This is a genomic window from Succinimonas sp., from assembly GCF_045225735.1.
Taxonomy (GTDB): domain Bacteria; phylum Pseudomonadota; class Gammaproteobacteria; order Enterobacterales; family Succinivibrionaceae; genus Succinimonas.
The window spans coordinates 1-6,326 of the sequence record NZ_JBGVBR010000260.1 but is presented as its reverse complement, the minus strand read 5'-3'; the positions used below and the strand labels follow the sequence as shown (position 1 = coordinate 6,326).

Sequence of the window (6,326 nt, the reverse complement as noted above, 5' to 3'; positions counted from 1 at the left end):
GAGCAGTTTTTTGTCATTGTTAGCCATGCCGCCATCGAATTTTTTTATGAAATCCAGAGGGCTCAGAGCTTCCCCCTTGAAAGCAATGCTGCTTCCGGAAATTTTGTTATCTTGGATGGTATTGGCGGCATGTGAGATACTGTTGATGAAGGAGTCGGTATTTTTTGAGGCCTGCTTAATGTCGCTGATGCTCACCCTGCCGTTATTGTTCTCAAAGCGGTCTCTGAGCTGGAGGGAAAGAATGCGGGCACGCTTGCTCTGGTTTTCATTGACGTTATCCGCGCTGGGAACTTCCTTCCCGGTCATGGCCTTTACCAGACTTTCTCTCAGAATCTGGTTAAAGCTGGTATTTTTCTGGAGGTTCTCCATACGATCCAGATTCGCCTGCTGGGTCTTGTAGGAGCTGCTGAAAAGTCCCTTGATAAATCTTACGAAGCGGTTATCTCTTCTGGCGGGAGGATTTATTACCTGAAGCTGTCCCTGATCATCAAGAGTAAAGGCTCCCTCCTGTTTCATCAGGGTATTGATGCGATCTGCATCGAAGCGATTCTGCTGATTATTTGTCCGGAAATCATAATTCTGCAGCTCTGCTGCGGTCATTCTGCTGAAATTAACATCGGTCATGGCATTATCCTCCGAACAAAGTGAATCATGACAGCGGGCGGTGCGAACGCTGGCTTTTATGGCACCGCTGACAGGTTAACGTCCGACATCCGCAAAGGTTACAGGTAGAAAGGCAGCAAGCTAAGAGCGCAGCAGGAACGCTGTCAGCGCAGTTTCCATTTTTAAGGGGGAGACAGCGGGCTATACCTCCATAAAAATCATGCCCCCGGGAGTGAAATTCATAAACGGGGTCTGCTCTGCTTCCGGCTTAAAATCCCCGAGGCTGTCATAAACATCCTTAAGAAGCTGTTCCTGACGGTACAGGGCGGTTTCAAAATCGGGGATCAGATCCGCATGATCCGGCCTTGCCTGAGTGAGATCCAGTATTTGCCAGAGACGCAGGGACTGGGATCGGTAATCAAACCGGAAGAGATGGCTAAGCCGGGCGTTTTCAGAAAGAAGGAAGGCCATGGCTTTGCAGGAAAGATCCCCTGTTATGGAATTCTCGATAAGGAGACAGCCGGAGGCCTCCAAAAAGCTAATACTTGTTCCGAAGCTCTGCGATACCTGAAGCCGGCCGCAGGTTTCCTCAAGTTTCTCCTCGGTGATGTCCATGGCGGCCAGAAGGGCGAGATAGGCCTCGCGGACCCGGGCGGCCCCCTTGCCCGGAGCCGGGGCCGCGCCGACATCAGATCTGTCATCGCCTTCGTTTTCTCCGCGGTCTTCCCCGGAGGCCGGAGATCCGGAAAGGTAAAGAGCCGTGTCAATAAACTCGTTAAGGCGGCTCACAAACATTTCCGGAGTGAGTCCGGCCTCCGGAAGATCCTCCTTAAGTCCGATAACGGCGTTTTCCGGCACGATCATAAGAGAGACCCGGGCCAGACCCGGGGTGTTAAGAAGCCGCCGGCTCATAACGTCATAGCTGTTAAGCTGATCCTGGTAAAAGCCCTCATCAGGGGCAGGCTCGGGCTCAGTCAAACCGGAAAACGCCACGGAAAAGCGGAACACGGCGCCGGGATTTTCGGCAGCGGGGGACGGGACAACGGTCTCGGGAGCGGCCTCCTCTATGGTGCATACCAGACTGTCATTCAGGGTAATGGCATAGCAGGAGGAGTTGTCTTCAGGGGTGATGGCGGCCTGATCCCCGGGCTTTACTCCGAGAGAACCGGCATAGTGTTTGATGTAGTCTTCCAGCATTGTTTACGGCATAAAGATGAATAGCATGAAAAAGCCCGGCAGTCAGGGAGCCTCCTTCCGAGGCCCGGATCTGCGAAATCGGACAAAACCTATTCGTTACCATATGCCAAAAGAGATCCTCCCGCAAGCTTTGCCGCCTCAATTTATGATGCCGGATGCAAGGCACTGTTCCGGAGCTTAGGCGTTACCCCGGGTTCATGCTAAAATTTCCGGCAGGCGGCGGTCAGAGGTGAGGGGAAGCAGCGCTTAAATTTGCCTTGCCCCTTTTTGAAAAGAGCCGTGCCGCATGGCACTTACGTACGGTCAATCATCATATGAACCAGGATATCACCCAGATTATCAAACAGATTGTCAAATACTGGCGAAAGTATATCTATCGCAGTTATCTCATTATCGGAGCCATTATCGTTGCTGTATGGTGGGGATGCCATTCTCCCGCTGCCACCATGAGCGCCCTGGATTACGTCAGGCAGGCGGAAAACGCTGATTCCCGGGAGGAACCGGCAGCTCATAATAAAACGGCGCATCTCCGTTTCCGTAATGAAAAGCTTCGGGAGCAGCATTACCAGAAGCACGGCCGGGAGATGGGGTTCCCGTCCCCGGGAGCTTATGAACAGGCTGCGGGAGAGGTGGCGGAGAACCCGAAATCCCTCCATAAGAAGCAAAGGAAGGACGGGGATGATGTTTACTTTCTGGAAGCCGGCAACGATTTTGTGGTGGTTTCCGGAGACGGCTATATCCGCACCTATTTCCGGCCGCATGACGGCATTAAGTACTACAACAGACAGTAGGCGCTCAAAGACCGCCGGGGATGAGTTCTTCGAAAGAGCGGTCTTCTGAACGGGCGTTTCCTGACAGATTTTCGGAATCATAACGGAGGAAGGAACATGATGAGAACGGGAAAGGGCAGCTTAATTCTGACAGCCTTGGTGTTGCTGCTCCCGGGGACGGGCTTTGCCGCTTCCTCCGGGGATAACGCTCTTTCGTCCTTTTATGAGGTTCATGCCGGAGCCTTCCGGGCGGTTTACCGGGCGCTCAATAGCGCCTTCGGGAAACCGGCCTTCTGTCCTCCGGGCAATGAAATAATCAGCCTGAGGAAGGTATCCGGGGGCGGCATGAGGGGAGGTTTTTCCCGCTTTGAAATCGAGAAGACCCCGGAGGGAACCGCCAGAATCACCCGGGACGTCCGGGAGTGGCACAGCGCCCCGCAGGAGATAAAGATTTATGAAACGGACATCTCCTATCTCCGCCGCATTGAGGAGATTGTCCGGAAGGAGGTGGATTTTCAGCTCAGCGATGCCCCTTATCCGGAGTTTCAGGTGCTGGATGCCCCAACAACAAGCTATGATATCCGGTGCTCGGATCGCTCATTCTGGTCAACCCATTCCGGAAGAACGCTCCCCGGGAGCTTCCACGCCGTCATGAAGAAGATAACGGGCATTATGGAGGAAGGGCTGGCTCACGGGAAGGTTATCCGGGACGAGGTCATCTGCAATGAAGAGAATCACTGCCGCCGTCCGGAGGAGTTCCCTCCGGTAAAACCCGCTCCTGACAAAAAATCCGCGTCTTCTTCAGAAGACAAGGCCCTCTGATGACGGAGGAGACTTCGTCCGGGGGGAACTCCGGCTTTTTTAAGAAGCTGAAATGCCTTTTCCGAAAAAGCTGCCTTTTTCAAAAACCCCGGCTGGTGTTTTATCGGGAATCCTGGGGCGGGGGGATGACCGGCCGGCACGGTGAGATTACCGTGTCCGAGACATCTTCCGGAGCAGTCATCATCACCAGAAAAGAAGCGGGGCCGGGCGTCGCCTCCCGGGAGTCTTCCGTTATCGCCGCAGCCGGACAGAACCCCGCCTGTCTTTCCCGGATTCAGCAGATCTTTGCTGACAGGGTTTGCCGGCTTCTCAGATACTCTCCCCGCATTCCGTTTCTGATTCTCGATAAGGAAAACCGTTACTACGCCTTCCGCTGGGATAACGGCCGGGAGTGGTCATGCGACACCCGGCATTTTCTGACGCCGGGGTTTATGAAAGCGATGCGGGAAATTAATGAGGAGATTGCCCGGGCGGAGGAGAGCGGAACCCCGCTATGAGTTATCCTCATCCGCGGCGTTTTCTGCATCTGAAAATGCCGCCCGATAGTCATCAATAATGTCTGTCCTGGTCTTGGCGGTTTCGGCAAAGTTCCGGAGGAGAGTTTCCAGCCCCGCGGCATCCAGATCCCTGATGCGGTCATAGCACTGAAGGTGGAGATGTCCGTCTGCGGGGTTCAGGGCGAAGACGGCGCCTCCGGCGCCCTGACCGGCGAAATTAGCCTTGAGAGCTTCCCGGAGCAGGGGCTTTTCGGCATCCTGGCGGATAAAGCCCAGATCCGTTCTCAGAAGCAGAAGATCCCCGGCCTCCTGCAGGAGAATAATAAGATCCTCGTATTTGAAAGCGGCGCCGCCCCGGGAGCCCTCGGTTTCAATCCCTGTTTTGGCGGCAAAGGACGCCATAAGTTCGCTGAAGCTCATGAGTTAACCTTAAAATGCATGTTGAAATGTCTTTCTTTAAAAACGGAGCAGCACCAAAGCCGCATTTCTCCGGCTCCTGCGCCTGCCCTTATGGAATCAGGCCTAAAATCCGAAGCCAAAGGGCCTAAATGCCGATATCCGTCTGGAATACGGCAGCGGAATCCATGTAACCGGCCTTGTTAACCGGCGTTTTCCCGGCATTCCAGGCCCCTGCCGCCGGAACTCAAAAGGAACCCCGAAGGATTTCCTTATGTTAATCAGCGACAGGGCCGCTGTTCCGGCTTCTGTCTATGGTTTGAAAATTTGCGAATAATGCCGAAAAGGCAGAAAAAGCAGGGTCTACGCCAGCTGACAGCGATTCCTTTCGGTAAACCACTTCTCCTATCAGGAAAAGTTTTTTGTATCTGGGGATGTCATGCAGCTTTAAATGATGCTCTTCGTAATACTTATATTCATCTTTCTGCGACAAAAAGTTATAGACCTTTACCCGCTCATCCTTTTTGGGATCTTTTTCTCTCATATAAGCCGGAAAATTTATGTACGAGAAGAATTTGCCATCCTTCAGAAGCGTATCGTCGTCTGGCAGCTTGTCTATTTCGCTCAGAGGAACGGTCTCGGCCTGGCCGTTTCCCGAAATCAGATTCACGGCGGTGCCGTTGTAGTTCACCTGAACGCGGCGGAAAAAAACACTGCCGTAAACGGAAATAAAGGCATACAGATGATCAGTTACCAGTTTTATCCTCTGATACTGGTTGTATTCAAAAAAGGTGTTTACAACAGCCAGATCTCCCGGATTCAAAATCGGAGACATGGTTCTGTCCCGCACATAGTACATTCTGAGCCAGTCGACGCCGCCGGCGGTGAGCCGCGAGATCATCCAGTTTGGAAACAGACCGGCATTGCTAGTGCTCACGACATTAAGGAGCAGACTGTGATAAACGCTGTTTTTAGCCAGCCGTCCGCCGAATCTGGCGGCTAAAAAGGCAATAAGCTCGGTACTCGGGCTCATGGATTGAACACCGGCATAAATGTAAGGATTCAGTTCCGGAAGATAGACAGGAACGAAATTGCATTGCACACCTGAAAGCTCCTGCCGGAACTTATCCGTGGTCAGAATTTTCCGTCCTTCGGGATGCTCGTAGCCGGTTTCATTTGTAAAAACACAGCAATTTTGGATTGGGCCTTCTCCGGTTAAGAGCCATGCGGGATTGACGTTGAAGATCCCGGCTAATGCAACGGCATCATTGAGGTAAATAGCCGGGTACTGATCCTTTTCGCCTTCCTGCTTCTGCCAGCCCAGAACTGTTTCATAGCCCCGTTTAATCCCGTACTCTTCGTTCAGCTTCCTATGGATGCCGGATACGGATTCATTCTTAACATTCAGACAAAATCTTAATCGCTGCGCAAACGTTGAGTTCCGCCCGGGAAATACGGGATCAAAGGGTAGCTTATAAGGTGCGTCTGTTTCGGAATCTGTCATAATTGACTCCTTTTTGTCCTGACAGGATGCTCGTTATCGTAAAGCGCGATAGTCCCCGGGGAGTTTTTCGGAGGCTGTTAAGGTTAAGTTAATCCATGATTATCACATAACAGGATAGATTGGTTTTCAATTATCGTAAAACACGCTACATTCAATGTCGTTATCGAGACGACATTTTTAATTTCTCTTTTTGATGATTAAAATTCTACTTGATTACTATCATAAAAACAACAACCTCTGATTGAAAGCCTGACAGAGATCGGACATAATGCAAGCCGGGGAAGCCGGGTAGCTTCATAAGCAATCTGGTATTGTTTGGTGTCTTTTTTATAGGGGAAACCATGATCGAAGTTGATCATTTCAGTCTTCACAGAGGATGCAGAACCGCCCGAACGCTGAGCGAGCATCTTATGAGCTGCTTTACGCAGGAAGAACGTGAAGGAACGCTGTCTCTGGCCGCGGAAAAGGTGCTGGAGCTTACGGAGAAGGCCGGCGGAGCCGTGGCCCGAACCATTGTCACCGGGGATGACATTTCCC

8 protein-coding genes are annotated in these 6,326 nt (G+C 52.1%); 4 read left to right on the top strand and 4 right to left on the bottom strand.

Annotation, left to right across the window (positions count from 1 at the left end; genetic code table 11):
• A partial coding sequence (locus ACJROR_RS09275; protein ID WP_406546857.1) for a hypothetical protein occupies positions 1–624 on the bottom strand: 624 nt, incomplete at its 3' end.
• Positions 625–804: 180 nt separating this feature from the next.
• Positions 805–1,800 carry a hypothetical protein gene (locus ACJROR_RS09270; RefSeq protein WP_406546856.1) on the bottom strand — a complete coding sequence of 332 codons (996 nt, stop codon included), beginning with the start codon at positions 1,798–1,800 and terminating at the stop codon, positions 805–807.
• A gap of 314 nt (positions 1,801–2,114) precedes the next feature.
• Between ACJROR_RS09270 and ACJROR_RS09265 the strand changes: the two genes are divergently transcribed.
• From ACJROR_RS09265 to ACJROR_RS09255, 3 genes are all read left to right on the top strand, one after another.
• The gene (locus ACJROR_RS09265) at positions 2,115–2,591 is read left to right on the top strand and encodes a hypothetical protein (RefSeq protein WP_406039891.1); all 477 of its coding nucleotides are present in this window, start codon (positions 2,115–2,117) and stop codon (positions 2,589–2,591) included.
• Between the two features lie 96 nt (positions 2,592–2,687).
• Positions 2,688–3,392 (top strand): hypothetical protein, encoded by a 705-nt coding sequence (locus ACJROR_RS09260; RefSeq protein ID WP_406546855.1) that lies wholly within the window; start codon positions 2,688–2,690, stop codon positions 3,390–3,392.
• Between the two features lie 152 nt (positions 3,393–3,544).
• Positions 3,545–3,889 (top strand): hypothetical protein, encoded by a 345-nt coding sequence (locus ACJROR_RS09255; protein WP_406546854.1) that lies wholly within the window; start codon positions 3,545–3,547, stop codon positions 3,887–3,889.
• Here the strand turns inward: ACJROR_RS09255 and ACJROR_RS09250 are convergent.
• Both ACJROR_RS09250 and ACJROR_RS09245 read right to left on the bottom strand, forming a co-directional pair.
• The gene (locus ACJROR_RS09250; RefSeq protein ID WP_406546853.1) at positions 3,884–4,309 is read right to left on the bottom strand and encodes a CesT family type III secretion system chaperone; all 426 of its coding nucleotides are present in this window, start codon (positions 4,307–4,309) and stop codon (positions 3,884–3,886) included. The two genes, ACJROR_RS09255 and ACJROR_RS09250, sit on opposite strands and share 6 nt — an antisense overlap.
• Positions 4,310–4,562: 253 nt before the next feature.
• Positions 4,563–5,789, bottom strand: coding sequence for a hypothetical protein (locus ACJROR_RS09245; protein ID WP_406546852.1), 1,227 nt, complete (start codon positions 5,787–5,789; stop codon positions 4,563–4,565).
• A 341-nt stretch (positions 5,790–6,130) separates the two neighbouring features.
• Here ACJROR_RS09245 and ACJROR_RS09240 point away from each other — a divergent pair.
• On the top strand, positions 6,131–6,326 hold a 196-nt coding region (locus ACJROR_RS09240), incomplete at its 3' end, for a hypothetical protein (protein WP_406546851.1).